This window comes from Haloechinothrix sp. LS1_15 (assembly GCF_033042135.1).
In the GTDB taxonomy this organism is placed as follows: domain Bacteria; phylum Actinomycetota; class Actinomycetes; order Mycobacteriales; family Pseudonocardiaceae; genus Haloechinothrix.
Window position 1 is genome coordinate 262,951 of record NZ_WBXM01000004.1, and the last position, 22,946, is coordinate 285,896.

The 22,946-nt window shown below is 68.6% G+C and carries 20 protein-coding genes and 3 tRNA genes; 15 read left to right on the plus strand and 8 right to left on the minus strand.

The features are described 5' to 3' along the window. The first annotated feature begins 29 nt into the window (after positions 1–29). The gene (locus F8178_RS08615) at positions 30–602 is read left to right on the plus strand and encodes an HhH-GPD-type base excision DNA repair protein (RefSeq protein WP_317494168.1); all 573 of its coding nucleotides are present in this window, start codon (positions 30–32) and stop codon (positions 600–602) included. An 89-nt stretch (positions 603–691) separates the two neighbouring features. Continuing rightward, complete coding sequence (locus F8178_RS08620; protein WP_317494170.1) at positions 692–1,591, plus strand: hypothetical protein; 900 nt, start codon at positions 692–694, stop codon at positions 1,589–1,591. On the opposite strand, the gene F8178_RS08625 is transcribed toward F8178_RS08620, so the two are convergent. From F8178_RS08625 to F8178_RS08645, 5 genes are all read right to left on the minus strand, one after another. Beyond that, positions 1,588–2,016 carry a DoxX family protein gene (locus tag F8178_RS08625; RefSeq protein ID WP_317494171.1) on the minus strand — a complete coding sequence of 143 codons (429 nt, stop codon included), beginning with the start codon at positions 2,014–2,016 and terminating at the stop codon, positions 1,588–1,590. The genes F8178_RS08620 and F8178_RS08625 overlap by 4 nt on opposite strands. Further along, positions 2,016–3,527, minus strand: a complete 1,512-nt coding sequence (locus tag F8178_RS08630; protein ID WP_317494173.1) for a hypothetical protein — start codon at positions 3,525–3,527, stop codon at positions 2,016–2,018. The genes F8178_RS08625 and F8178_RS08630 overlap by 1 nt, the downstream gene beginning before the upstream one ends. Positions 3,528–3,610: 83 nt before the next feature. Then, on the minus strand, positions 3,611–5,338 hold the full coding sequence (locus F8178_RS08635; protein ID WP_317494174.1) for an ABC-ATPase domain-containing protein: 1,728 nt from the start codon (positions 5,336–5,338) through the stop codon (positions 3,611–3,613). 179 nt (positions 5,339–5,517) lie between these two features. After that, complete coding sequence (locus F8178_RS08640) at positions 5,518–6,408, minus strand: diacylglycerol kinase family lipid kinase (protein WP_317494175.1); 891 nt, start codon at positions 6,406–6,408, stop codon at positions 5,518–5,520. 90 nt (positions 6,409–6,498) lie between these two features. After that, positions 6,499–8,118, minus strand: a complete 1,620-nt coding sequence (locus F8178_RS08645; RefSeq protein WP_317494176.1) for an FAD-binding oxidoreductase — start codon at positions 8,116–8,118, stop codon at positions 6,499–6,501. Positions 8,119–8,222: 104 nt separating this feature from the next. Here F8178_RS08645 and F8178_RS08650 point away from each other — a divergent pair, with 104 nt between their 5' ends. From F8178_RS08650 to F8178_RS08680, 7 genes are all read left to right on the plus strand, one after another. Beyond that, on the plus strand, positions 8,223–8,849 hold the full coding sequence (locus F8178_RS08650) for a helix-turn-helix domain-containing protein (RefSeq protein WP_317494177.1): 627 nt from the start codon (positions 8,223–8,225) through the stop codon (positions 8,847–8,849). Continuing rightward, the gene (locus F8178_RS08655) at positions 8,846–10,405 is read left to right on the plus strand and encodes a glycerol-3-phosphate dehydrogenase/oxidase (protein WP_317494178.1); all 1,560 of its coding nucleotides are present in this window, start codon (positions 8,846–8,848) and stop codon (positions 10,403–10,405) included. The genes F8178_RS08650 and F8178_RS08655 overlap by 4 nt, the downstream gene beginning before the upstream one ends. A 91-nt stretch (positions 10,406–10,496) precedes the next feature. Then, positions 10,497–11,378: an SDR family oxidoreductase gene (locus tag F8178_RS08660; RefSeq protein WP_317494179.1), complete on the plus strand. Its 882-nt coding sequence runs from the start codon at positions 10,497–10,499 to the stop codon at positions 11,376–11,378. Positions 11,379–11,404: 26 nt separating this feature from the next. Then, entirely contained in the window at positions 11,405–11,755 is a 351-nt protein-coding gene (gene cutA, locus F8178_RS08665; protein WP_317494180.1) for a divalent-cation tolerance protein CutA, read from the plus strand. 146 nt (positions 11,756–11,901) lie between these two features. Beyond that, positions 11,902–12,183: a metal-sensitive transcriptional regulator gene (locus F8178_RS08670; protein ID WP_317494302.1), complete on the plus strand. Its 282-nt coding sequence runs from the start codon at positions 11,902–11,904 to the stop codon at positions 12,181–12,183. A 274-nt stretch (positions 12,184–12,457) separates the two neighbouring features. Continuing rightward, positions 12,458–13,855: a hypothetical protein gene (locus F8178_RS08675; protein WP_317494181.1), complete on the plus strand. Its 1,398-nt coding sequence runs from the start codon at positions 12,458–12,460 to the stop codon at positions 13,853–13,855. After that, entirely contained in the window at positions 13,852–16,290 is a 2,439-nt protein-coding gene (locus F8178_RS08680) for a tetratricopeptide repeat protein (RefSeq protein WP_317494182.1), read from the plus strand. The genes F8178_RS08675 and F8178_RS08680 overlap by 4 nt, the downstream gene beginning before the upstream one ends. Positions 16,291–16,305: 15 nt before the next feature. On the opposite strand, the gene F8178_RS08685 is transcribed toward F8178_RS08680, so the two are convergent. Further along, positions 16,306–16,890 carry a PaaI family thioesterase gene (locus F8178_RS08685; RefSeq protein WP_317494183.1) on the minus strand — a complete coding sequence of 195 codons (585 nt, stop codon included), beginning with the start codon at positions 16,888–16,890 and terminating at the stop codon, positions 16,306–16,308. Between the two features lie 317 nt (positions 16,891–17,207). On the opposite strand from F8178_RS08685, the gene F8178_RS08690 reads away from it, so the two are divergent. Next, positions 17,208–17,411, plus strand: coding sequence for a cold-shock protein (locus F8178_RS08690; RefSeq protein WP_317494184.1), 204 nt, complete (start codon positions 17,208–17,210; stop codon positions 17,409–17,411). 140 nt (positions 17,412–17,551) lie between these two features. Here the strand turns inward: F8178_RS08690 and F8178_RS08695 are convergent, their stop codons facing one another. Then, positions 17,552–17,899, minus strand: a complete 348-nt coding sequence (locus F8178_RS08695) for a hypothetical protein (RefSeq protein ID WP_317494185.1) — start codon at positions 17,897–17,899, stop codon at positions 17,552–17,554. Positions 17,900–18,296: 397 nt separating this feature from the next. Between F8178_RS08695 and F8178_RS08700 the strand changes: the two genes are divergently transcribed. From F8178_RS08700 to F8178_RS08720, 5 genes are all read left to right on the plus strand, one after another. Further along, the gene (locus F8178_RS08700; RefSeq protein WP_317494187.1) at positions 18,297–18,545 is read left to right on the plus strand and encodes a hypothetical protein; all 249 of its coding nucleotides are present in this window, start codon (positions 18,297–18,299) and stop codon (positions 18,543–18,545) included. Between the two features lie 164 nt (positions 18,546–18,709). After that, positions 18,710–18,782 (plus strand) — tRNA-Glu (locus F8178_RS08705). Between the two features lie 15 nt (positions 18,783–18,797). After that, a tRNA-Asp gene (locus F8178_RS08710) sits at positions 18,798–18,874 on the plus strand. Between the two features lie 48 nt (positions 18,875–18,922). Beyond that, positions 18,923–18,996: transfer RNA gene (locus F8178_RS08715), tRNA-Phe, on the plus strand. A 319-nt stretch (positions 18,997–19,315) separates the two neighbouring features. Further along, positions 19,316–20,245: a GIY-YIG nuclease family protein gene (locus tag F8178_RS08720; RefSeq protein ID WP_317494188.1), complete on the plus strand. Its 930-nt coding sequence runs from the start codon at positions 19,316–19,318 to the stop codon at positions 20,243–20,245. A 159-nt stretch (positions 20,246–20,404) separates the two neighbouring features. Here the strand turns inward: F8178_RS08720 and F8178_RS08725 are convergent, their stop codons facing one another. After that, positions 20,405–22,831 carry an AAA family ATPase gene (locus tag F8178_RS08725; RefSeq protein WP_317494190.1) on the minus strand — a complete coding sequence of 809 codons (2,427 nt, stop codon included), beginning with the start codon at positions 22,829–22,831 and terminating at the stop codon, positions 20,405–20,407. Positions 22,832–22,946 lie beyond the last annotated feature (115 nt).

Genomic DNA, 22,946 nt, shown 5'->3' on the forward strand with positions numbered 1-22,946 from the left:
TTGCCGCAGCCCGTGTGACAATGGCCGGCATGACCACCACGTTGTGCCTTGCGCAGGACCCGGAAGCCGACGCGCTGCTCGCTGCGAACCCGCTGGCCGTGCTCACCGGCATGCTGCTCGACCAGCAAGTCGCCATGGAGGTGGCGTTCGCGGGGCCGAAGAAGATCGCCGACCGGATCGGCCGTTTCGACGCGGAATCGATCGCGGGCGCCGACCCGGAGGAGTTCGCGGCCGCGTGCGCCCAGAAGCCCGCGGTGCATCGCTTCCCCGGCTCGATGGCCAAGCGTATCCAGACGTTGTGCCAGTACCTGGTGGAGCACTACGACGGCGACGTCACCCAGGTCTGGCTGCGTGGCGAGCCAGGTGGTAAGGAAGTGCTGCGCAGGCTCAAGGATCTCCCCGGGTTCGGGGATCAGAAGGCACGGATCTTCCTTGCCCTGCTCGGCAAGCAGCTTGGGGTGCGACCCGAGGGGTGGCGCGAGGCCGCGGGCGCCTACGGCGAGGAGGGTGCCCGCCGTTCGGTGGCCGACGTCGTGGACACCGACACCCTGCATGAGGTGCGGGAGTTCAAACGGGCGCAGAAGGCGGCGGCAAAGAAGTAGCTGCGGCAGTTGCTGGCATAGTGCCAATACGCTAGCCTGTGCTCTCCGTCGCCGAGGCGGGTTCCGCCGAGAGGTCACCGGAGCAGGCTATGTCGAGACGGATACTCGGCGCCGTGCTGGCGTCCACGCTGCTGCTGGCGCTGTCGGCGCCTGCCGCGCTCGCCGGGGAGCATTCTCGCGACCCAGTAGGATGCGCGGCCAGCTTGAGCTGCACGGCAGAGGAGATTAACCAGATGTCCATGACGGACCGCCTGGACTTCCTCCGTGCCATGTCAGCCGGGCCCGCCGAGGAGATCCTCCCCGGATACCAGCCGCGCTGGCGCAACATCGAAGGCGTCATCACTTTCTTCCACGACAATGAGCTCGGCAAGCCGGGGTCGTGGATATCCTATGTGGATGCGGGGATCCTGGAGGGCATCCAGCGAGGAATCGCCATCGCCTCCGGTAAGGGCAACGACGACTTCGGGAACCCCGGATCGCCACTGTGGGCCGAGTACCTCAGGGCACTCGCGGCGGGTGATCTGGCAGGCAGAGCGGCTCATGACGAGGCGTGGAGCGTGGCTGAGCAGGCCGCTACCGAGCATGGCGCGTACCTCGCCGTGGACGTGCACGGTGTGGAACCCAGCCGCGCCGAGCAGCGCTTCTACTATTTCTCCGAGCTCTACCGGTGGATGATGCGTAACCGTCCGGATGCTGTGGACATCCTCTCGCCGTCGGTCGAGCCGGGTGAACGCCGCGCGTGGCAACACTTCGTCGACTGGTTCACCGATGTCACCATCGACACGCCAGCCTACCGTGGCAGCGAGATGGCCTACGGGTACGCCACCTTCGACGTCTCCGGCGGCACGTCCGGGCTGCTGGTGTTGTTCCGCGCCTACCTCGAAGAGCAGTGGGATCGACAGCCGAATGTTCAGTCCGGAGCCATAGGCCGCACCGAGGACGCGCCGTTGCTACCCGCGCTGGGAACCAGCGCGACGCTGATTCCCTAGTCGGCCGAGGTAACCTCCGGTGCCCCTCGGCCCGGTGACGGAGCACGAGCCGGTACCGCGTAGGGGCCGAAACGTGTCAAGGCGACGAACGCGCAGCCCAGCAGCACCACAGCGGAGGCGGGGATCTCGGCCAACGTGCCGAGCCCGATGTGGATGATGACGGCACCAGCCATGATCGCCGCGAGTGCTGACGCGGCGATCGGGGTCAGTATGGGCAGGATGCGCGTGGCGGCGGGCACGATCAGCCCGATCGCCCCGAGCACCTCGGCGGCTCCGAGGAGGTTCAGCGTCACCGGCGTGAAGTGCTCCGCCCACGCTACGTCCGCGGCGTACTCGGCGTGGGACTGCACCAGCTTCATCACACCGGCGCCAGTGAACAGGACCGCTAGCGCGATCTGTAGTGTCCAGAGCACGGTTCTCATCATCAGCTCCTCGAGCCAGAAACCGTCGATGCGGCGAACGTACACGACGGTAGCTCGACGGTGGCCCCGACCGGGTCCCTTTCGAGTAGCTGCGCGATCGTGGCAGGATCCTCGGTCTTGCCGAGGGCACGCCTGCCGTCGTCGAGCAGGCAGGACAGGTGCCCGGTGGCCGGTTCGCCGGAACGGTCGTAGGTGACGGTGTACGACTCGACGGTTCCGGTGCCCTCGTAGTCCTCGGCGATCTCCCGCGCGGGCAGCGCATCCACCGTGTCCTGCACGTCCTGGTGCCGGTAGCCGTTCGACGGCGCGGTGGCCGACAGCAGTGTGGCGGCGTGCTTGGTCAGGTACCAGCCGGTCGCTGTCGCGAGACCGGTGGCGGCCGGGTCCTCGCGGAGCCGGTGCAGCAGCGTGGCCAGCGAGTGCATCACGTAGTTGCTGCCGGGACCGCCCGCGAAGGTCAGTCCGCCGGTCACCGTCGGCGGCCGGTGCGGATCATCCAGGTCGATGCCGAGCTCGGCTGCCGTGATCTGCACCGCCGAGGGGAAGCACGAGTACAGGTCGCGGTAGGCGATCTCCGCGACGCCGATCCCCGCGTGCCCCAGCAGTGCTCGCCCGATGGCGTTGATCGCCGGGGAGCGGTGCAGCTCGTGACGTTGGCCAACGAACCAGTGGTCGTTACCCGCGGCGGTGCCGTGCACGAACACCCAGTTCTCGCGCGGGATCCCCGCTCGCTCTGCGGCGCCCGCCGAGCACAGCAGCACCGCGGCGGCTTGGTTCACCGAGATGTTGGCGGTGGTGAGTTTCCGGTACGGGAAGGCGACCATCCGGTTGCCGCCCGCGTCACTCGCGATCACCTCGGCCGAGGGGGCGGCGGTGTTCCACGCGTGCGGGTTGGTTTTGGCGACCTCGGCGAACCGCGCCCACAACCGTGCGATCCAGGCCAGGTGATCGTCGATGTTCCTGCTGGATGACGCGCGCAGGGCGTTCTCGAACAGCGGGTAGAACTGGATCGGAGCGCGGATGTCGGCGGCTTCCTCGGCCGGGTGGTGCGGGTGCCGGTCGGTGCCGAGCATCCGGGTGGGTGCCGGGCCATCCTCGTCGAGGTCGCCGTTGTCGAGGGTCCCGCGCTGTAGAGCCCGCACCGCCTCGCCACCCGCGAGAAGCGCGGTGTCCACCGCGCCGTGCTGGATGCGCTGGCAGGCATCGGCGAGCAGGTCGAGCGGGCTCGTGCCGCTGGTGTAGGTGGCCACCGTCTCGGCGGGGTCGACGCCGAGCATCGCGCCCAGCGCTCTGCCGGGATCACTGGGGCGCCACGTGAGGCAGTCTGCTACCCCGACCAGGCCGATCGGCTCGCGGAACTGGTCGGCACCGATCCCGGTGTCGGCGATCGCGGCGCGAGCCGCCTCCGCCATCAATCCCGGCATCGACACGGGCCCGGCGGAGGCGTCCGCACCGTCCACGGCGGTCTGTCCCGCCCCGACCAGCACCGGTGTTCTGGGATCCAGCGTGCTCATGGCAGCACGGTAGCAGCAGTTGGCCGGTTGCTAACGAGTGTTGTGGCGCAGCGCGCACCACCCGTCTGCCACCCTCGGGTACGTCACCGGCCGTCGGTGATGTCGGCCACTCGTAGCGACCGCAGCCGGGACAGCGCGGCCGCGACCTCGTACCGGCGCGGGACCGCGAAGTCGCCGAGGAAGCCGTGCTGGATGGCGTCGGCGCCGCGCTCGGCGAGTTCCCGATCCAGCAGGTCGAGGAAATCTGCGATGGTGCGTTTGCCGTCGAGGAGGCCCTTCTCCACGCCGTACTGCAACGCCAACCCGATCCCCATGACCTGGCTGCGGTCGACGATCTGCTCTACCGCACGCAGGTCGATCTCGTCGTTGCCGAGCACCAAGATGTCGGTTCCGCGCTGCTTGATGCGCCGCTTGCCCTTGCTGTCACGGGCCAGCGCGTCCGGGATGCACACCCGGTGGCGCACGCCGGGGAAGCCGTCGGCCTCGGTGTGTCGCTCGGCCTCGCCGGAACGCAGCCGCATCGCCTCGGCGGTGACGTCGTGTGGCTCGTAGGCCGTCATCATGATCACCCGGTCGGCCACGTCCAGGTAATCCCCGGAGCCTCCCATCGCGAGCACCGTGGACACGCCGTGCTCGGCCGACAGCGGTCGGGCCAGGTCGATGAACGGGGTGAGGGGCTCGTTGCCCTTGGCGACCAGCGCCTGCATCCGCGCGTCGCGGATCATCATGTTGGTCGCCGTGGTGTCCTCGTCGATCAGCAGCACCCGCGAGCCCGCCTCGATTGCCTCCACGGTGGTGGCTGCCTGGGATGTGGACCCCGAGGCGTTGGATGTGGAGAAGTCGCTGGTGTCGGCCCCGTTGGGCAGCGTACCCACGAAGGCGCTGACATCCACCCGCTGCACGCTGCGGCCGTCCTCGGCACGGATCTTGACGGTGCTGTCCCTGCTGACCACCAGCTCGCGGCCGTCGCCGGGGACGTGATCATAGACGCCGCGCTCCAGCGCCCGCAGCAGGGTGGACTTGCCGTGGAAGCCACCACCGACGATCAGCGTGATGCCCTCGCCGATACCCATGCCGGTTACCTGGCCCCGGTTGGGTAGCTCCACGGGCACGCGCAGCGACTCTGGCGAGTGGAACGGCACACCTTCGGACAGCGGGCGGTCGTCGGTTCCGCTGCGCCGAGCCAGCATCGCGCCGTCGGCGACGAACGCGACGAGCCCGAGCGACGGAAGCATCCGGCGCAGCGCATCGGTGTCCTCCACCGAATCCACGAACGCTTCGACGTCGGCGGCATCCAGCGCCTGGAAGCGGGTGCCTCGCTCGATGGCTCGCGGCAACTGCTCGCACAACGCCTTGCGCGCCCCTGCACCGTCGATACGCCTGCGCGGCCCGGGTAGGTTCAGGCCCAACCGCACGACCACCTCACCGTCGCGTACCCGCAGCGCGCTGCGGTCGAGCACTTCCTGCCCGCCGACATCGATGCTCAATCCGGTATCGCGCAGCAGGCGGCCCACGGTGCGCAGGATGTAGTCGGCTAGCGCCCGCGCGCGCACCCGGTTGCTCCACAACCGCTCGGGGAACCCTGCGGTGTCTGCGGGCACGCGGACCTCGACCCGGCTCGGCGGTGCGAACGGGTCGGTCTGGGCCTTGAGCAGCTTCACGGTGTAGCCGTCGGCCTGCCACGCCCCTTCCAGGGAGCGGTACTGCCCGTAACCCTTGCCGTCCAGCCTGCTCAGGCGCCCCGCCAGATCTGCGATCGACCCCTGCGTACGTCCGCTCGTGCTACGCGCGCTGCTGCTTGCCGTGCTCATCAACACTCACCGTACTGACCACGCCCAGCCCGCGCCGGGCGTGGTCACCACCGACGTTCAGCCCGCGAAACGTGCCAGGCGGACCACGTTTAGCGGGCTAAACGCGGTCCCGGTGTCGCGTTTCGCGGGCTGAACGTGACACGGGGTCGCCGGTCCCGGCGCGGCGCGCGCTGTCGTGTTCAGGTCCCGGACCGACCCGGTGCCGGGGCGATGACGTCGAGGGCGCCCGGCAGCAGTCGCACCCGGACGGGCAGGCTGCCGATCTCGTCGCCGTCGGCGCACAGCGGGACCGGGCGCTCGGCGTCGAGCAGGACTTCCCTGACCGTCTCGTGAGTGACATCGTCGCGATGCACGTGCGCTCCGGTGGCTGCCTGGCGGAGGAACGAAACGATCTGCCTGCGGGGTCCGTCGCCGACGATGAGCAGGTTACCGACACCGTCGTCGAGCCGGGCTTGCGGCACGATGGCGAGGCCGTGGCCGTAGGCACCGGAGTTGCCGATCACCACGGTGTGTGCCGTCACCGTGCGCGTGTCGCCGTCGGCTGTGACGGTGTACCGGCGGGCACGCCAGGTCACGATCGCCCGGACGGGGGCAAGCCGGTACAGCAGGGCGGCCGGCATCCACCGGCTGCGGTTGATGATCGAGGTCGCTACGGCGTCGATACCCGCGTACACGTTGCCGGGCACGATGACGCCGCCCGCCTCGAGCACGTCGATCGACCGCGCCGGTGCCTCGCGGAGCAGCCGGGCCAGCTCGGCAGGCTCGTGCGGCAGCTCCAACACGCGCGCAAGGTCGTTGCCCCGGCCAGCGGGCACGATGCCCAGCGTGCCCCCCGTGGTGACCACACCGCCTGCCACGTCACGGATCAATCCGTCACCGCCCACGGCGATCACGACGTCGCCACGGGACGCGGCGTTCTCGGCGAGGCCGATGGCGTGCTCCCGGCTGCGGGTTTCCTCCACGGTCACCCGCGCGCCGTCCTGTTCCAGCAGCTCGGCGACCGACCGCAGCCGCCTCTCGGCGTCGCCGTCGCCCGCGATCGGGTTGACCAGCGCCGTGTACCTGCGCATGACGGTTCCTGCTCCTCGGGTTGCTCCTGATGCCGGTGCCGGAGGCGCTGCGCGCCGCATCCTGATGGGCACGCCGGCCGGGGGGACACTCTACGGCGCGATCAGCACGCCTGGGTTGAGGATCCCGGCGGGATCCACGGTGCGCTTCACCGCGCGCAGCGCTTCCGCGGCGAGCTCGCCGACCTCGTCGACATAGCCTTCCCTGTGGTCGATTCCCACGCCGTGATGATGGGTGATGGTGCCGCCTGCGGCGCGGATGGCCTCGTTGGCGGTGTCCTTGGCCCCGGACCACTGCTCGACGGGGTCGGTGGCCTGCGCGCATACCACGGTGAAGTACAGCGAGGCGCCGGTTTCGTAGACGTGCGAGATGTGGCACAGCACCAGCGGGGGCGTCCCCGCGGCCTCCAGTGATCGCTGCAGCGCGCCGGTCACCGCCTGCCGCAGGGGGTGGAGGTTGGACCAGAACGTGGCTGTCTCCAGGGTTTCCACCAGGGCGCCCGCACCGAGTAGCGGGTCACGCAGGTAAGGGGCGTGGTACCGGCCGCGCCGCCATGCCTCGCCCGGTTCGGAGCCGAGCTCGGTGCCACCTGCCTCGCGGAGCACGGCACTGGCCGCGGCGCGGCGTTCTGCCACGTCCCCGGCTGTGCCTTCGTAGCCTGTGATGGCCAGGCACCCGCCGGAGCCGTTGCCGAGGCCACTGGCGGGGTCGGCGAGGTTGATGCTGGTCTCGACCTCGTCCGACAGCCGCAGCACGGTGGGCAGCGGCCCGTCCTGGGCGAGCCTGCGCAGCGCGTCGGCACCCTCGGCGAACGAGGCGAAGCGCCACCCCTCGTAGTGCCGCTCGGCAGGCGCAGGCCGTACCCGGACCGTGACCGAGGTGATCACGCCGAGGGTGCCTTCCGAACCGAGGACGAGCTGGCGCAGGTCGGGGCCCGCTGCCGAGGACGGTGCGCTGCCGAGTTCGACGGTGCCGGACGGGGTGGCCATGGTGATGCCGGTGACCATCTCGTCGAACCGCCCGTACCCGGCGGAGGCCTGTCCCGCCGAACGGGTGGCAGCGTAGCCGCCGATGCTGGCGCCTTCGTAGGACTGCGGGAAGTGGCCGAGGGTGAAGCCGTGTGCGCGGAGGAGCTGCTCGGCGCGGGGCCCGCGCACACCGGCTTGCAGCGTCGCGGTGCGGGAGACGGGGTCGATGGTGACCAGCTCGTCCAGCCGGCTCAGATCGAGCGTGATCGTCCCGTTGAACCGGCCGCCCTCCGGGGCGAGCCCGCCGACGACCGAGGTGCCCCCGCTGAACGGCACTATCGCGATCCGGTGGGTGGTGCACACCCGGAGCAGGAACAGCACCTGTTCGTGATCGGCGGGGAAGGCGACAGCGTCCGGTGCGTCGGCGGCGTCGCCGGATCGCAACTTCAACAGATCGGGGGTGGACCAGCCACGGGTGTGTCGCAACCGGGTGTCGCGGTCGGTGCGTAGGTGTTCGGCACCGACCACGTCAGCCAGCTCCTGCATGACCCTGTCGGGCAGGCCTGCTGGCGGCAGGGTGATGTCGTCGAGCTCCGCGGGACCCGCCTGCGGTGCGCTCACGCCGAGTTGGCCCAGTGCGGTCAGCGCCGCTTCCGGGAGCTCGGTGTGCCGCTGGGGGTTCCCCCAGCGGTAGGGATGCATGTCGACGACGGGCAGGTCGGATTCGGTCGCCGGCTCGGTCATGGCTGCCTCACGGGTGTCGGGGGCATGGTGTCGCTGATACACTTTTACATGTGATGTCTCAGCATAGCAGCACCCGAGGTGACGCGTCGTCAGGTGAAATCGCGGTGGGGTCGACGCCCTCGACGCAGGAGAACGGGCTCAGACCGGCGAACGCCATCGACGAGGAACACATCCTGGATGCGACCTACGAGCTACTGCTGGCCATCGGGATGCGGCGCATGACGATGGCCGAGATCGCGCGCGCCGCCGGGGTGTCGCGCGCGACGCTGTACCGGCGGTGGAAGAGCGTGCGGGAGGTCGTCGCCGCGCTGATGACGCGCGAGTGGAGCACGCTGGTCTCGCAGGTGTTCCAGGAGCAGGCCGCCACCGGCCGGGACCGGCTCGTCGAGGGCATCGTCCGGATCGTGCGCGCCACACGGACGCACCCGGTGATGCGCAAGATCGTGGAGCTCGACCCCGACTTCCTGCTGCCTTACCTGCTGCAGCGCAGGGGTAGGACGGCCGAGCAGCAGCTGGACCTCATCGAGCAGGGGTTGCGTGCCGGGATCGCGGACGGCTCGATCCGCCACACCGATGTGGCCATGCAGGCGAAGTCGCTGCTGCTTACCGCGTGGTCATTCGCGCTGACCGGCCCTGCCTTCGTGGACAACGCGCCGACCAGCGAGAGCGAGCGGCTCGACGAGCTCGACGGTGAATTGCGGGAACTACTGGCGAGGTACTTGAAACCATGATGAAGACGAACGACTCCTCGCTGAACGCTACCCGTCGCGCGCGGGAGCTGAGCGAGCTACCGCGGAACCAGCCGGTTGACGTGCTGGTGATCGGTGGCGGCGTCACCGGAGCAGGGGTTGCGCTGGACGCCGCGACCCGCGGGTTGTCCGTGGTGCTCGCCGAGAAGCACGACCTGGCATTCGGCACCAGCCGGTGGAGCTCGAAGCTGGTGCACGGGGGATTACGTTACCTGGCATCGGGTGCGGTGGGGATTGCCCACGAGAGTGCTGTGGAACGCGGCATCCTCATCGACCGGACTGCCCCGCACCTGGTGCGGCCGTTGCCGCAGCTGGTCCCGCTGCTGCCGACGGTGAGCAGGCGGCAGGCCGCGCTGGTGCGAGCCGGGTTCCTCGCGGGCGACGTGTTGCGGGCTACCGCCTGGACCTCGCACCAGACCCTGCCGCGCTCGCGCAGGGTGACCCGCGCCGAGGTACGGCGGCTGGCTCCGACCGTGCGCTCGGCCGGGTTGCGCGGCGGCATCCTGGGATGGGATGGCCAGCTGACCGACGACGTCCGGCTCGTCGTGGGGCTGGCTCGTACCGCGGCAGCTCACGGCGCGCGGGTGCTGACCCGGTGCGAGGCCGAGCGGGTCACCGGCAGCGGCGCTGTCCTGCGGGACACGCTGAGCGGGGAGGTGACGCCGGTGGAGGCGCGGATGGTGATCAACGCTACGGGGGTCTGGGCGGGGCAGTTGGCGCCGGATGTGGCGATGCGGCCAAGCAGAGGGACACACCTGGTGCTGCCGCGCGAGCCGTTCGGAGACCTCGCCGCCGGGTTGATGACACCCGTGCCCGGTGAACGCAATCGCTTCGTCTTCGCGCTGCCCGCACCGGACCATCGGGTCTACGTCGGCTTGACCGATGAGGACACCAACGGGGAGGTGGCCGACATCCCGCGAGCCTCGTCGGAAGAGGTCGAGTTCCTGCTGGAGAACATCAGCAGGGTGCTGCACACCCCGCTGACGCGAGAGGATGTGCTCGGCACGTTCTCGGGCCTGCGCCCGCTGCTGGACACCGCGGACGGCCGCACCGCCGATGTCTCCCGCAAGCACGCGGTGATCACGGCACCGGATGGGCTGGTCACCGTGGTCGGCGGCAAGCTGACCACCTACCGGCGTATGGCGCAGGACGCGCTCGACGCGGCATTGGCCGCGGGTGGAGTGACCGCGGGCCGGTGCCGGACGAAGCGGCTGCCGCTGGTCGGTGCCGGGCACCCGGCCGAGCTCGGTGGGGCCGTGGCAGAGGACGTGCCACGTCCGCCCGACCGGCTCGTCCGGCGTTACGGCAACGAGGCGAGTGCGGTGCTTGCCGAGGCGGGCGGGGACCGGGCGCTGCTCGGGCCGATCGCCGACGGGGTCCCGACTTCGCACGCGGAACTGCTGTTCGGGCTGCACCACGAAGGGGCGTTGGACGAGGGAGACTTGCTGGACCGGCGTACCCGTATCGGGCTGTCGACGGGCGATCGGGAACGCGCTCTCCCGCTGGTCACCGACGCTCTGGGGCACACCCCGGTATAGCGGGCCGTGTCGTAGCGCCCTGGTTGTGCCGGGCCTCCCCAGCCCTTACTCTAGAACGAGTTCTAGTAGTTCGTGGACAGGAGAGATGGCCATGGCACGTCAGCCCCGATCCCTCGTGGGACGAACGGTCGCGATCACCGGCGGCGCCAGGGGGATCGGCGCGGCAACCGCGGTGGCGCTTGACCGGCAGGGTGCCAGAGTGGCCATCGGGGACCTCGACGTGGATCTCGCCGCCGAGGTCGCAGGGCAACTGCGGCAACCTGCGCTTGGGCTGGAGCTGGACGTTACCGACCGGCAGGCTTTCACCGCGTTCCTCGACCGGGTGGAATCCGAGCTGGGCCCCATCGACGTGCTGATCAACAATGCGGGCATCATGCCGATCGGCCCGATCACCGAGGAAACCGATCAGACCACATCCCACCAGCTCGCGATCAACCTGCACGCCGTGATCCACGGCAGCAAGGAGGCCGTGCGCCGCATGACTCGGCGCGGTGCCGGACACATCGTCAACATCGCCTCGGCTGCGGGAAAGACGCCGGTGCCGAGCGCGGCGACCTACTCGGCGACCAAGTTCGGGGTGGTCGGCTTCTCGGAGTCGCTCCGACTGGAGCTGGCCGGTAGCGGGATCGACATCTCCTGCGTAATGCCCGGCATCGTGCGCACCGAGCTGGCTTCGGGGTTGCGGGACACCGCGGGGTTCAAGCCGGTGCAGCCGGAGGATGTCGCGGCGGCCATCGTCGACGCGTTGCAGCGCCCCCGGTTCGACGTGTTCGTGCCCCGCTCCATCGGGCCGACGAGCAGGCTCTCAGCGCTGATGCCGCGCCGGTTCGGCGACTGGCTGGTTCGCACCATCGGGGTGGACCGGTTGATGGCCGAGGCGGCGGGGGCGCGGGAACGAGCGGCTTACGAGCAGCGGATCGCGGGCAGCGCACCCGCGGCCGACCGCGAGACCGACGGCTCGCGCGGCGCATAGTCGCCGGTCCTGTTTAGAGTGGGGGCATGACGTCGGAACAGCACGCCGCGCAGCACGCCGAACATGTCATCGTGTCGTCGACGACCGACTCGGAGGGTGAGGCCAAGCGGTTGGCAGCTGACGCCATCGACGCCAAGCTCGGCGCCTGCGCTCAGGTTGTCGGCCCGATCACCAGCGTGTACCGCTGGGAAGGGAAGGTGTGTCACGACACCGAGTGGCGCGTGGACATCAAGACGGCAGCAGACAGGGTGAGCGCGTTAGCCGAGCACCTGAGCGAGCGGCACAGCTATGACGTGCCCGAGATCGTCGCGACCCCGATCACGGGTGGCAGCGCCGAGTACCTGTCCTGGGTCGTCGCCGAGAGCCGCGGTCAGTAGCCCGACGGGAGTGGCAGTCCTGCGATGACGCGCTGCCGGCGGGTGCTGGCAGGGTGTGCTCGGCGACGCACTGTACAGCAATACCCCTCCCCGGTATCCTGGCAAAGATGGCCCGTGCACAACCGGTAGCTTGCGGGAGGGCGCTGATGCAGGGATACGCGCAGGACAAGGATCGACACATCAAGCGGCTGCGTCGGATAGAGGGGCAGGTACGCGGCCTGGCTCGCATGATCGAGAATGACGAGTACTGCATCGACGTCCTCACTCAAGTGTCCGCGGCGACGAAGGCGTTGCAGTCCGTCTCGCTCGAACTGCTCGACGAGCATCTCAGGCACTGTGTGACGCAGGCCGTCGCGGACGGCGGTGACACCGCCGACGAGAAGGTGAAGGAGGCCAGCGACGCCATCGCCCGCCTCGTCCGGTCTTAGCGAACGACGCGGCGCACCGGCTGTATCGGCTGCGGGCGCGAAGTCCCGCATTGTGTGGGTGCGGGCGGACCAACCTGCGGGCGGACCAACCGCTGTGTCTTCTGGGTGCTCTGGTCCGCCCGCCGGGGTGGTGTCCCGGCAGCCGCGACCCCTTATCAGGCCCCGTCTGCCGGAAGGCGGGCGGACCAACCGCTGGTAGGTTCGACAGGCGTGGCGGGCACGCGTGCCTGGCTGTGCCGCGCATACTGAGGGAAGGCACGAAGGTAAGGGGCCGATGACATCCGCTGAGGACAGCGCGAGCGGCGGTGACGACCGCCAGTCGAGCACGTCGGAGGGGGCGTACCGCGCGTGGCTCGGCGGTCTCGTCGACCTGGTCCAGCAGGTCCTCAGGCGAACCGCGGCCGCCGCGAGGCGCACGCCGGGCAGGTTGTCGATGATCGCTACTGGGCTCGTGGCGCTGAGCCTGCTCGCCTGCGCGGTCGGTACCGCGATGGCGCAGGGCAAGAAGGACACCGTGGATGGCCTGCTTGAGCATCGGGAGCCGGTGGCCGCGGCGGCGCAGCAGCTCTACCGCGAGCTCTCGGCCGCTGATGCGGAGGCGACGAGCGCCTACCTCGCCACGGCGACGGAGTTGGACGGCACGCCGGAACGCTACGAGGGCAGCGTCGAGCAAGCGGGCCGGGCGCTGGCCGCAGTGGCCGCCGACATGCGGGAGCTGCCCGCGGCCGCCGAGCCGGTTTACCTCATCAGCAGTGAGCTACCCACCTACACCGGTCTGGTGGAGACCGCGCGCGCCAGTACGACACAGGATCCCGAGGACGGGGCTGCCGCGCTGCGGGAAGCGTCCGATCTGATGCGCGGCACGCTGCTGCCCGCGGCACGTGAGCTGCAGGAGCTCGAAGGTGAGCGGTTGCTCGCCGAGCAACGGGAGGCGAGCTCGTTCCCGGTGGTGAGTACCGTACTCGCGGTGGTTCTGCTCGGCGCCCTGTTGGGGACGCAGGTGTACCTGCGCCGCAAGACAAACCGGGTGCTCAACCGAGGGCTCGTCGCGGCCACGGTCGCTGTCCTGATCGGTATGGTGTGGACCACCGTCGCGCTGGTGGTGCAGAGCGTCCACGTGCACGCCGGGCAGCGTGACGGGACGGAACAGGTGCAGGCGCTGTCCGAAGCCAGGATCGTGGCACTGCATGGCAGAGCTGAGGAGACGTTGAACCTCGTCGAGAGCGGCGACGGCGAGGGACACGGCGAGGAGTTCATGCAGCTGGCGGTTGAGCTGGCTGGCACCGATGGTGGGGGTGGGATGCTGGCCGAGGTCGCCGACAACGCGCCGGATGGGCCGGTCGCCGCGCATGTCCAGGCGGCGAGCGAGCAGGTCGAGGACTGGTTGCGCGCCAGTGCCGAGGTGAGAGTGTTGGTGGACAGGGGCGAGCACGAGGCCGCCGTGCGGCATGCGATCGATGTGGATGGCGATGGCGGTGCCGGGCCTGCGTTCCGCACGTTCGACGACAGCTTGCGGCTTGCCACGGAGGAGGCGAGCAGGCAGTTCGCGAGCAGCACCACCAATGGGGCGAACGCGCTGCACGGGCTGCCTCAGGGACTCGCGGGACTCGGCGTGATCGCCGCCCTCGGTATCACGGTCGGGGTCGGAGAACGGTTGCGGGAGTACCGATGAGTACGCCGGACGAGAACGAACTGACCAGCGCGCTGTTCACCGAGGTCCCGGAAACACGCGTGGTGCGGCCCTCGGGCGAGCGAGCCCGGTCGCAGGACCTCCCCGAGCCCGAGCCGGACGGGGTGCTCGCAGACCAGGAGGGGGAAGGTGGCCAGGACTCCGGCCCTGAGCCGGAACCCGGATCCGGCTCCAGGTCCGACTCGGACTCCCGCCCGTCCTCCGGTTCAGGGTCACGTTCGGACTCGCGGGGGAGCGAAGGCACCGGATCCGAGGCGTTCCCGCGTCGTTCCCGCCGTACGTCCTCGCGGGACACTGGAAGCACTGGAAGGGGAGGTCTGGGAGCTGGCCTCGTCGAAGTTCCACCGGTGCCGTACCGGGATCCCCGCGAGGCCGTGCTGGACAAGCCGGTGGTCGCCGAGCACAAGCGGTACTGCACGAACTGCGACGCCAAGGTCGGTCGCGGTACCGGGGGAGCACCAGGTGCAGCCGAAGGGACGTGCGAGAACTGCGGTACGCCGTACTCGTTCTCCCCGCGGCTGCAACCGGGCGAGGTCGTGGGGGGACAGTACGAGGTGCTCGGTGCGCTGGCCTACGGTGGTCTCGGCTGGATCTACCTGGCGCAGGACCGCAACGTCAACGACCGGTGGGTAGTCCTGAAAGGACTGATCGATACCGGCGATCCTACGGCCACGGCGGCTGCGGTCAATGAGACGCGGTTCCTCGCTGAGGTGGAACACCCCAACATCGTCAAGATCTACAATTTCGTGGAGCACGAGGACCCGCGTACCGGGCACTCCGTCGGTTACATTGTGATGGAGTATGTCGGTGGGCAATCGCTTCGTCAGCTCGCGCTGGAACGCCATCGCGCGGCGGGTAGGCCGGAGAGCCTCCCGGTCGGCCAGGTGATCGCTTACGGGCTCGAGATTCTCCCGGCGCTCGGGTATCTCCATAGTAGAGGGTTGTTGTTCTGTGACCTGAAGCCCGATAACGTGATCCAGACGGATGAGCACCTCAAGCTGATCGACCTCGGTGCGGTCCGGCGGATGGACGATTACTCCAGCCCGTTGTTCTTCACGTCCGGATACAGCGCCCCCGAGCTGCCCACTCGGGGCGCCTCGGTGCAGTCCGACCTGTTCACGGTCGGCCGCACGCTGGCCGTGCTGTCTTTCGAGTTCAGCGGCTACACGAGCCGGTACAAGACGACGTTGCCACCCAAGGACGAGGTCCCGCTCTTCCAACTGTTCGACTCGTACTACCGCTTCCTGTGCCGCGCCACGCACGCGGATCCGGACCGCCGGTTCTCGTCGGCCGCGGAGATGGCCGACCAGCTTACCGGCGTGCTTCGGGAGGTGATGGCGCTCGGCACGGGGGAGCCGCATCCCGGGCCGTCCACCGTATTCAGCGCCGAGAGCAGGACGTTCGGTGTGCATTCGGTGATCTCCGGGGCGGCCGCCGCAGGCAGCCAGGGCGTACGGGTGCCCGCTCCGGATGTCTGGGACGTGATCGCCGGGCTGCCGTTGCCGCTGGTGCACACCGACGACGTGGCGGCGAGCCTGCTGGCATCGATGACCGGCTGGGAGGCCCGGGACGTGATCGAGGCCTTGGCCAAGGCCCCACGGGACTCAATCGAGGTACGACTGCGGGTGGTTCGCGCTCGTATCGAGCTGAACGAGCTGGTCGAGGCCCGGAGGCAGTTGCAGGCTGCGCAGTACCTCGCCGTGAAGGACGGGGTCCCGCACGACTGGCGCATCGAGTGGTACCGCGCGCTGATCGAGCTGGCGGCGGGCAGAAACAGGCTCGCCTGGGCGGCGTTCAACGCTGCCTATGACGACCTACCCGGTGAGATCGCGCCGAAGCTCGGCGTGGCCGCGAGTGCGGAGCTGCTCGGAGACTACTTCTCGGCCGCCCGCTTCTACGAGCAGGTGTGGCGGACCGACCGCAGCTACGTCAGCGCCGCCTTCGGCCTGGCCAGGACGTACCTGGCGCAGGGCGGTAGGGACAGTGCCATCGAGACACTGGATGCGGTGCCGCGCTCCTCGACCCACCACACCGACGCTCAGGTCAACGCCGCTCGCATCAAGGCGACCGTGCCACCACCCGACCGCGGTGCCGTCGTGGTCACCGAACGCGACCTGGTGGAGGCTGGCGCGCGGCTGGAACGGTTGCCGCTTGACGCCGAACGCCGCGCCAGGGAGTCCGCCGAGTTGCTCGAGGTGGCGCACGCGTGGCTCGACGAGTGGCAACGCAATCCCGCCGTGGTGTCCCGAATGGGTGCGCGACCGGGAACGGTGCTCGGCTGTCCCCTCACCGAGCGGGACGTCCGTTTCGGGTTGGAACGCTGCTATCGCACCCTCGCTCGCCTGGCAGGCACCGCCGACGAACGCATCACCCTCGTAGATCGCGCGAACGCCGTCCGACCGCGCACTCTGACATGATGTGGGACATCGGCTTCAGGGATTGATCCCCCAACGTTCGTCCGGATGTTGCTCCCGCCAGCCGTCCCGCAGCTTGGCCAGTGCGCCCGGATCCCCGTGCTCGGTGAAGTGCTCCATGTTCACCATGACGAACAACGCCCTGGCATCGAGCGCGACTGTGCCGTCCGGGGCGTCGAGGTGGCCCCGTGCGGTGGCGTAGACCTTGCGTCCGGATACCCCTTCCAGCCAGGCCGTGATGTGCAGGGTGGAGCCGACCGGAACGGGCCTGCGGAAGTCCGTCTCCAGCTTGCCGGTGACCGCGGGCTTGCGGAGTAGCTGCCCGACGGCGGTGCCGAGTGCCTCGTCGAAGGCACACGCCAGGAGGCCACCGTGGGCGAGTCCGGGCGCGCCCTGATGCTCGGCCGAGACGGTGAACGACGAACGGATCACGTGCCCGGTATCGACCGCCGAGGACATGTGCAGCCCTCCCGGCTGGTCCTCACCGCAGCCGAAACACTCGCTGAAGTGGGAGTGCAGCTGGCTGCCCTCGTCAGGGGCATCGGGATGGATCGGGGGTGGTTCGGTGGCCACGGGCGGCCACTGGTCTACCGTGTTACGCACGGTGTCCACGCTAATCGCGGGTGAGTCGGGAGAGGCACCAGAGGTGGCTTGCGGCACCACCAGATGTTTCACACTAGTGACATAGATCACAGTTAGCTGAGTTGGGGTGATTCGGCGGCTCGGGGTTTCCCCGCGTTGGTTTCGGGGTAGGCTGGCGGCGGGCCGTCGTTTTGCGTGTTCGTGGCTTCACACTCGCGGAACTTCTGACGCGGGCTGTGTGCGCACCGTGCACTTGCTCGACTCGTTGGAACCGTCCGGGACGGCCCAGGCGCCCGTCCCCGGGTGCCTGAAGCGGATGTATGACGAGGAGTACAGCGGTGGCGCAAGGCACTGTGAAGTGGTTCAACGCCGAGAAGGGCTTCGGCTTTATCGCGCAGGACGGCGCGGATGGTGACGTCTTCGTTCACTATTCGGAGATCGAGGGTCGGGGGTTTCGCACCCTGGAAGAGAATCAGCGGGTTGAGTTCGAAGTAGGCCAGACCCAGAAGGGCCCGCAGGCCCAGAAGGTGCGCGCGATCTGAGAGACCAGCACGCATGAGCTCACAGCTCCCGGCGGGACGTTCCCGCCGGGAGCTGACTCGTTGGGTCACCATACGGGCGGTACCCCCGCCCGCAGTCTGTCGGCGCGAGCCACGCGACAGCGCGGCCCCCGCCGACAGGCTTATGAATAACCCTCCTGGGTCAGCCGTTCCAGTAGCCATGCCTGCGCCAGGGACTCCACCGGCATGCCGTGCCGGGCGGCCAGCGCGTGGAGCTGCGCCCCGGCCACGGGGTTGAGCTGCAGTCGCAGCTCGAGCGCGTCGCGCCGGGGGGTGAGGCCGGGATCGGTCTCGGCTTCTGCGGTGTTCTCGACGGCAGGGACCAGCGGCTTCCCGCCATCGTCGCTGGACAGTGCCTTCAGGTAGCTGTCCAGCTCATGATCGGATACCCGTTCACCGGATGCGGTGGTGTCGGATTCGGGACTGTTTCGCTTGCGGCCGCGAGAGCGGCCCAATGACGGAAAAGGCACCGCTGCAGGATAACGACTCGGTCTCCCGACGGAGGCGGTACGCGCGGGCAAGTCCGCTGCGCCTGCCGCCGGGGCAGTGAAGAGCCCCCGCGCCAGGGGGAGGAACGCGGGGGCTGGAGGGGATCTCCACAGGCGCTGACCGGGGGTGTGTCAGCACCCCGATTGTTACATGAATTTCGAGTTTACCGCGAGAGAACAGTGGAAAAATCTCGGGTAAGGCGGGCAGTTCGGTCACCCGCCGGGGCCGCCGAGGGGGCGTGAGCGCCCCGCCCGCCTGTCGCGGAACAACCGAGCGTGCCTGATGGTTCACCCTGCGGGGGGCTGTGACGGTAGCGCCACAGTCGCTAGCCTCGCGGCTAACTGCCAGGAACGCCTCGCCCGAACGGGAGGAGGAACCATGAGTGGTTCATTGGAAGTCCGCCAGTTCCTCATGCACTATGACGAGGCGCGATCGATGGGTTCCGGTACTGGTGTGCCCTCGCAGCGGACATCCGGCGCTGACGGGCTGCGGGTCTCGGATGATCAAGTTCGTCGGGCTCGCCGCGCGGTGGCCAGCGGGGCGTCCGACGCCGAGGACTGCGCGCAGCTGCTCGAGATGCTCGGTCTGATCGAGGGCGAGGACGGCGTTCCTCCGGTGCAGCGGTGAGGTCACGTCTACAGTGGAAGTGTGCAGGTCATGGCGGGTAAGCTGCCAGTAGGGGTACCCGCTTGTGGTGGCCTGTGCGAGGTGTCGTATGCTGTCTAACGGCTCCCAGGGACGAGGACCGGCGGCTCTGGGAACACGGTTAGCCGGTTAGCCGGACGAACCGGGCTCCCATCGTCCAGCGGCCTAGGACTCCGCCCTTTCAAGGCGGCAACGCGGGTTCGAATCCCGTTGGGAGCACGCAACAGAATATCTGGCCCTGTGGCGCAGTTGGTTAGCGCGCCGCCCTGTCACGGCGGAGGTCGCGGGTTCGAGTCCCGTCAGGGTCGCCATGTTTACTGCGAAATGCGCGGCGGAGTACCGTGCTCGGGCGTAGGCCCGGCCAGGTAGCTCAGTTGGTACGAGCGTCCGCCTGAAAAGCGGAAGGTCGACGGTTCGAATCCGTCCCTGGCCACCCTCCCGACCTGCGAAAATCCCTCCGATCGGTCCTCCGGTCGGAGGGATCTTCGTTTCGGTGGTCTCATGTCCGGTTGAGCCGAATCGGCGCCGCTTTCGGCAGCCGGGCTGGCTGAAATCGTTCCGACCCCCTCCCCTCGCCTCCGCTGTCCGCGATGCTGCGGGGATGGACGGCGTGTAGCTTCAGCGTCGCAGTTGACGGAGGGCGATGCCGCTGTCTTGCGGGGCACCGAACGGTGGGGTTCGATAGCTCCCTGAGCGTTGGCTTTCACGGTGACGTTGGCGGATCATTGTCGGGTGCGCGGGCAGGTGAGTCGATGGCGAGGGGAAAGTCGGTCCGTCTCTTCCTTGTGGATGGGACACCCGGTGGTCTGATCACGGCCGAGATCATGAATTGGACGGGGCATGTCATCGCGGTGCCCCGTTCCGAACTGGCTACCCTGCTGCAGCGACGTGAGGTCGATAAGACCGGCATCTACGTGTTGCTTGGCGATGATCCCGACAGTCCTGGTAGCACGCTGGCCTACATCGGCGAGGGTGGCAGCGTCTACGAGCGCTTGCGGGCTCATGCACGGTCGGATAACAGTCGCCTCGGGGACTTCTGGGACCGGGCTGTGGTTCTGGTCAGCAAGGACACGAACCTGACCAAAGCGCATGCTCGGTATCTGGAGTCCCGGTTTTTCGCTCTCGCAACCGAGGCGGGACGAGCCCGGTTGTTGAACGGGAAAGCGCCTCGGCTCGCTCCGTTACCGGAGGCTGATCGGTCGGACATGGAGTACTTTATCGATCAGGCCAGGATCGTCTTGCCTGTTCTCGGCGTCAACCTCCTCCGCCTCACCAAACCCGCCTCGGTGACGGACCAGGACGACGTAGCGGCAGGGGCAGCCTCGCCGATGTTCATCTTGGCCAGCAAGAAAACCGGGGTCGACGCGACTGCACAGGAGGTGGACGGCGAGTTCGTCGTTCGGGAGGGTTCCCTGGTGCGCAGCGTGTGGTCCGCTGACGATCGTCACAGTTACGAGAAGCTGCGATTCCAGCTGGAACAGGACGGAACCCTTCGGCCGCTGCCTGAGGGCACGGGAATGGAGTTCACTCGTGATCAGGCGTTCGCCAGCCCTAGTGCCGCTGCGGCCTGCGTCCTTGGCCGGCCAGCCAATGGGCGGTCGGAATGGAAGGTGGCCGACAGCAGGATGACGTACGGCCAATGGCAGGAGAGCCTGCTGGATGCGGTGGTTACGGACGAGTAGCCCGCCGGAGACGTACGTTGATCGGCATCGAGAACCGTCGTCGACGGGGCGAGGTCGATCCACCAATGATCACCGCGGAGGTGTCCGGTTCGAATGCACTTGGTGCCGACCAACGGGATGCCCCGCCGGTCAGGCCACTACCCGCCGCTTGGGGCCCGTTCAGCCGGCTTGATGGTGTTGCGCCACGGGGCCGTCGCTTAGCTGGGTAGGTTCGCCCGGTTCTTCGAGCATGCTGAGGAACTCCGCTGCGGCGAGTATCGGCTTGCCGAGCTCGCGTGCCTTCCGCGCCTTGCCGGACATCGACGACGGGTCGTTGGCGACGACCAGATCGCACTTGGTCTTGCTGACGTTCGCGGTCTCGCGCAGGCCGGCGGCTTCCGCGGCTCGTCGGAGGTGCTCCTTCGACAGGTGTGCGTGTTCCGCGCCGGATGGTGGCGAGCCGGTGAAGCAGACCCGCATGCCGGGGGTGGGCGTGATCTGCGCGGCATCCGTGACCAGCCGGGACCTGTCGAAAGGTACGTGGAAGGCGTCGGCGACCGTGTCGACGATCGTTGCCTCCCCGCGCGTGACGGTGCCATTGCGGCCGATGGCGGCGAGTATCGCTTCGACCAGCTGGGCCGCCGCCGTATCGAGCAAGGAGCTGGGCAGGCCATGGTCCCCGACGAAGCGCCGGAGGCGATCGACGAGCATCGGCAAGGTGTCGCGGCTTGCAGGGGCCAGGCCGAGCATGAGGGCCAGCCGCGACGCCGCATCGAGCGGCAGGGAGTCGATCAGGTCGAGGAGCCGGGGCAGGTCGCTGTGCCCGTCACGGGGGAGGAGGTACGTACCCGGTTCTGCGGTGGCTGCTGTGCTGGTGAGCGGCATCATGGGTAGGTACTGGTCGTCGATCTTGGTGGCGGCGCGGAGCACCTCACGCGCCCGGTCGAGGGCCGGGGCGGCGGCACCGTGTGCTGCCAGGAGACCGCGCTCCCGCACGTCGACGCCGAGGCCTTCGTCGATCCCTGCCCCGTGCCAGCCAAGCATGCGGTTGAGCTCGCTCAGCCCGCACGTCACGATCACGGTTCCGGTGAGCAGGGTTGCCAGGTAGCCACGCAGTTCGGGCACGCTCAGCGCCGCAGCGACCTCGGAAGGCGCGATGCCGGTTTCGGCGGCGTCGCCGACATCGCGCATCGGGTTGACCAGCGTCGTGACGGTGACGTGCTCACCGCTTGGGGTTTCCCGGATGATCGCGAGTTCGGCGAGCCCGTTGTGCTCCCCACCTCCGGTATCGACGTACCCGACGAAGGAGCGCGGCATCGTGCCCTGGTGGACTGGCTCGGTCGTGGCCTGCAGGTGGAACCGGCGAACGCTCGGGTCCGTGATGACATCCCGTGGCCGCAGCGGCCGCTTCAGCGTGAGGCCGTCCAGTGACGTGCAGCGGCTGAGCGCCACATATAGCTGGCCGGGAGCGAAGACCCGGTTGCCGCGGTCGAACACCACATCGTCGAACGTCTTGCCTTGGCTCTTGTGCACGGTGACGGCCCACGCCAGCCGGAAGGGCAGCTGGGTGAAGGAACCCACCAGTTCGGACTCGACCTGACCGTCACGCCGTACTGGTCGGTGAATCTCCCAGCACCGCGGTCGAACATCGACAACCTCACCGGTTGCGGCGAGCTGGATCGTCACGCGGAACGAGTCGCCCTCCGTGGCCACATCGACGATCCTGCCTATCGAGCCGTTGACGTACTCGCGTTCGTTGACCAGCATCATCACCTGCGCACCGACCGCGAACGAGAGGTGCATCTCCGCCCGGTACTGCGATGCGTCGAACTCACCGGTGACCGAAGCGGTTGACGTGAAGACCGGGCCCGCGAGCTGCTCCAGCATCGCTCGGTTGACCCGGTCCGCCGCCCGGTTGGTGGTCGTGAGTGTGACGGCACCGGCACCGGGGCGTTCGGCCCGGGCAGGATCTACTCGGGTGTTGAGATCAGCCAGATCGGCCTCGGTGGCGCGACCCTCGCGCACCGCATTGAGTAACCGGATGAACCGATCGTCCTGCTGGCGGAAGATCTCCGACAGCTGGACGGTTTCGAGCGGCAACTCCCGCAACGCCTTCGCGGCGAAGAAGAACGGGCTGTGGTAGTCCAGCAGCACCGAACCGGCATCGTCGTCGGTGACGACCGGGGGAAGCTGGTAGAGGTCACCGACCAGGACCAGCTGTAGCCCACCGAACGGTGCGCTGGTGCGGCGCCTGCGGCGTAGCGCCGTGTCCATCATGTCGACCAGGTCGGCACGTGCCATCGAGATCTCATCGATGATGAGCATGTCCAGGTCGTCGAGGTGAGCGGGCGGTCGGTACTTGCGTAGCTCCGGGGAATCGGAGGGGCGGAACCGGAAGAAGCTGTGGATGGTCTCGCCCACCACATTCAGCGCGGCGACCCCGGTCGGCGCGACCACGGCTCGACTTCGTCCCAGCTCGAGATCCCGGATCAGGGACAGCAACGTCGACTTACCGGTCCCCGCCCTGCCGGTGATGAACACGTCCCGCCCATCGCGCACCATGTCCATCGCACGAGCGAACTCGGGCGTGATGACCGGCTGTGACATCGTTACCTCCCGCTGAGTGTCGCGGTCCGCCGTACCGTGGTTCCGTACCGGCTACTGCGCGTCGAAACGGTGACACGGGGCATGTCGTCCGGTCCGCGCGATCGGTTACACAGCG

Bases quoted from the DNA above. Each gene is read 5' to 3' on its own strand.
- F8178_RS08725 (WP_317494190.1), bottom strand. From the start codon at position 22,831: ATGTCACAGCCGGTCATCACGCCCGAGTTCGCTCGTGCGATGGACATG.
- F8178_RS08640 (WP_317494175.1), bottom strand. From the start codon at position 6,408: ATGCGCAGGTACACGGCGCTGGTCAACCCGATCGCGGGCGACGGCGAC.
- F8178_RS08720 (WP_317494188.1), top strand. From the start codon at position 19,316: ATGGCGAGGGGAAAGTCGGTCCGTCTCTTCCTTGTGGATGGGACACCC.
- F8178_RS08620 (WP_317494170.1), top strand. From the start codon at position 692: ATGTCGAGACGGATACTCGGCGCCGTGCTGGCGTCCACGCTGCTGCTG.
- F8178_RS08680 (WP_317494182.1), top strand. From the start codon at position 13,852: ATGAGTACGCCGGACGAGAACGAACTGACCAGCGCGCTGTTCACCGAG.
- F8178_RS08625 (WP_317494171.1), bottom strand. From the start codon at position 2,016: ATGATGAGAACCGTGCTCTGGACACTACAGATCGCGCTAGCGGTCCTG.
- cutA (WP_317494180.1), top strand. From the start codon at position 11,405: ATGACGTCGGAACAGCACGCCGCGCAGCACGCCGAACATGTCATCGTG.
- F8178_RS08660 (WP_317494179.1), top strand. From the start codon at position 10,497: ATGGCACGTCAGCCCCGATCCCTCGTGGGACGAACGGTCGCGATCACC.
- F8178_RS08645 (WP_317494176.1), bottom strand. From the start codon at position 8,118: ATGACCGAGCCGGCGACCGAATCCGACCTGCCCGTCGTCGACATGCAT.
- F8178_RS08635 (WP_317494174.1), bottom strand. From the start codon at position 5,338: ATGAGCACGGCAAGCAGCAGCGCGCGTAGCACGAGCGGACGTACGCAG.
- F8178_RS08615 (WP_317494168.1), top strand. From the start codon at position 30: ATGACCACCACGTTGTGCCTTGCGCAGGACCCGGAAGCCGACGCGCTG.
- F8178_RS08630 (WP_317494173.1), bottom strand. From the start codon at position 3,527: ATGAGCACGCTGGATCCCAGAACACCGGTGCTGGTCGGGGCGGGACAG.
- F8178_RS08655 (WP_317494178.1), top strand. From the start codon at position 8,846: ATGATGAAGACGAACGACTCCTCGCTGAACGCTACCCGTCGCGCGCGG.
- F8178_RS08675 (WP_317494181.1), top strand. From the start codon at position 12,458: ATGACATCCGCTGAGGACAGCGCGAGCGGCGGTGACGACCGCCAGTCG.
- F8178_RS08700 (WP_317494187.1), top strand. From the start codon at position 18,297: ATGAGTGGTTCATTGGAAGTCCGCCAGTTCCTCATGCACTATGACGAG.
- F8178_RS08670 (WP_317494302.1), top strand. From the start codon at position 11,902: ATGCAGGGATACGCGCAGGACAAGGATCGACACATCAAGCGGCTGCGT.